Source organism: Streptomyces sp. NPDC054863, from assembly GCF_053610825.1.
The window spans coordinates 1-1,885 of record NZ_JBSGZD010000537.1; the positions used below are offsets into that span (position 1 = coordinate 1).

At 71.8% G+C, this 1,885-nt stretch carries 2 protein-coding genes; one reads left to right on the forward strand and one right to left on the reverse strand.

Annotation, left to right across the window (positions count from 1 at the left end; genetic code table 11):
- On the reverse strand, positions 1 to 1,058 hold a 1,058-nt coding region (locus ACWGIG_RS38680), incomplete at its 3' end, for a methyltransferase (protein ID WP_453326411.1).
- A 315-nt stretch (positions 1,059 to 1,373) separates the two neighbouring features.
- On the opposite strand from ACWGIG_RS38680, the gene ACWGIG_RS38685 reads away from it, so the two are divergent.
- Positions 1,374 to 1,823: a nucleoside deaminase gene (locus ACWGIG_RS38685; protein WP_453326412.1), complete on the forward strand. Its 450-nt coding sequence runs from the start codon at positions 1,374 to 1,376 to the stop codon at positions 1,821 to 1,823.
- The last annotated feature ends 62 nt before the right edge of the window (positions 1,824 to 1,885 follow it).

Sequence of the window (1,885 nt, forward strand, 5' to 3'; positions counted from 1 at the left end):
GTGGCGTCGGTCGTCGCCTGGTGGGAGTGGAAGGGCGGGTTGTTCAGTACGAGGTCGAAGGAGTCGGCGGGGATGCCGGACGCCGCGTCCCCGACCGCGAACTCGGCCTTGCCGCCCGCCTCGTCCTCAAAGAGGTTCGCGCGGTACGTCGCCTCCGCGGAGGCGACCGCCTGGAACGACTCGTCGACGAAGAGGACCCCGGCACCGGGGTGGGCGAGCGCGGCGGCCGTGCCGACCACGCCGTTGCCGCAGCCCAGGTCGAGGATGCGGGACGCACCGGTGCCCTGCGGCAGGTGCTGGAGGAAGAAGCGGGTGCCGACGTCGAGGCGCTCGGCGCAGAAGATCCCGGCGTGGTTGGTGACGGTCAGTCCCGCGCCCGCTCCCGCGTCGGCGTCGAGGGTGTACGTCAGCGGCCACGGGTCGCCGCCCCGGTCGGGCAGCGAGCCGGGCGTGCAGAAGATCAGGCGGGCCTTCTTCTCGGCGAGGGAGGTGCGCGTCGGGCCGACGATCCGCTCGAAGAGGCGCAGTGTGGAGGTGTGGATCTCCTTGACCATGCCGGTCCCGACGACCACGGTGCCCTCGTGGATGCCGGGGGCGAGCCGGTGCAGCTGGTCCTCCAGGAGCGCGAGGCTCTTGGGCACCCGGATCAGCAGGACGTCGATGCGGTCCGGCGGGGTGTCGCGGGTGGACAGCAGGCGGACGCAGTCCGGGTCCGTGCCGTTGCACGCGAGGTTGGCGCGGGTGGCCTGTCGGCCGAGGTACGAATCGGTGATCTGTACGGGATGGCTCTCCGGCGGTACGGAGCTCTCCGCCGTGTCCTGCGCAGAGTCCTGTGCCGTGGTGTCCCGTGCGGTGGCCAGCGCCGTGGTCAGCGCGCCCCACCGGTCGCCGAGTACGACGACGCTGCCGGACAGGTCCACGGGCGGGGCGTCGTCGCTGCCCGCGAGGTGCCTCAGGAGGTACTCGTCGGCGGCGTCCCACGCACGCAGCGTGTCGCGCGGGTCCGCGGGGAAACGGGCGAGTTCGGACACGCCCCATGGCGTCGTCAAGCGGTTCATTGTGGTTCAGGCTATCCCGGCGCGTCGGGCCCGGGGTCGGCTGCCCCGGGACAGGCGTACCGCAGCGCAGCAGGTCAGCTCCGGACGGGCCCGGTCCGAGTGCGTCGCCGACGCATCGAAGAGGCGTACGGAACGGCGCCGCAGCAGCCCGCCCCGCACGCAGGACACAGGACTCAGCCGCACGGGTGAAGCCTCACCCTGCCACTGCGGTGCTGCACCATTTCTACGGCGGCCCCGAGGGCCGGCCACTCAGGAGCGACGCGCTCACCACCGCAGCGACTCTCCCCCCCAACCTCAGCGTCCAGGAGAGAACCCATGGATCAGACCCAGGCCCGTCAGTGGCTGGCGACCGCCGTCGAGGAGGCCAGGGCGGGCCTCGCCGAGGGCGGCATCCCGATCGGCGCCGCACTGTACGGCGCGGACGGCACCCTCCTGGGCCGCGGCCACAACCGCCGGGTCCAGGACGACGACCCGTCCATGCACGGGGAGACCTCGGCGTTCCGCAACGCCGGCCGACAGCGAACGTATCGCGGCACCACCATGGTGACGACGCTGTCGCCGTGCTGGTACTGCAGCGGTCTGGTGCGGCAGTTCGGGATCTCGCGGGTGATCGTGGGCGAGTCGGAGACCTTCCACGGCGGGCACGACTGGCTGGCCGAGCACGGCGTGGAGATCATCCAACTGGACGATCCCGAGTGCGTGCAGCTGATGAAGGACTTCATCGCGGCGAAGCCGGAGCTGTGGAACGAGGACATCGGCGCATAGCACCGCCGCATCGGCGCATCAAGCCGTCGCATCACCGCATCGAAGGGGGCGCGGCCCGGAGC

Coding starts and splice junctions, on each gene's coding strand:
- ACWGIG_RS38685 (WP_453326412.1), top strand. CDS start 1,374: ATGGATCAGACCCAGGCCCGTCAGTGGCTGGCGACCGCCGTCGAGGAG.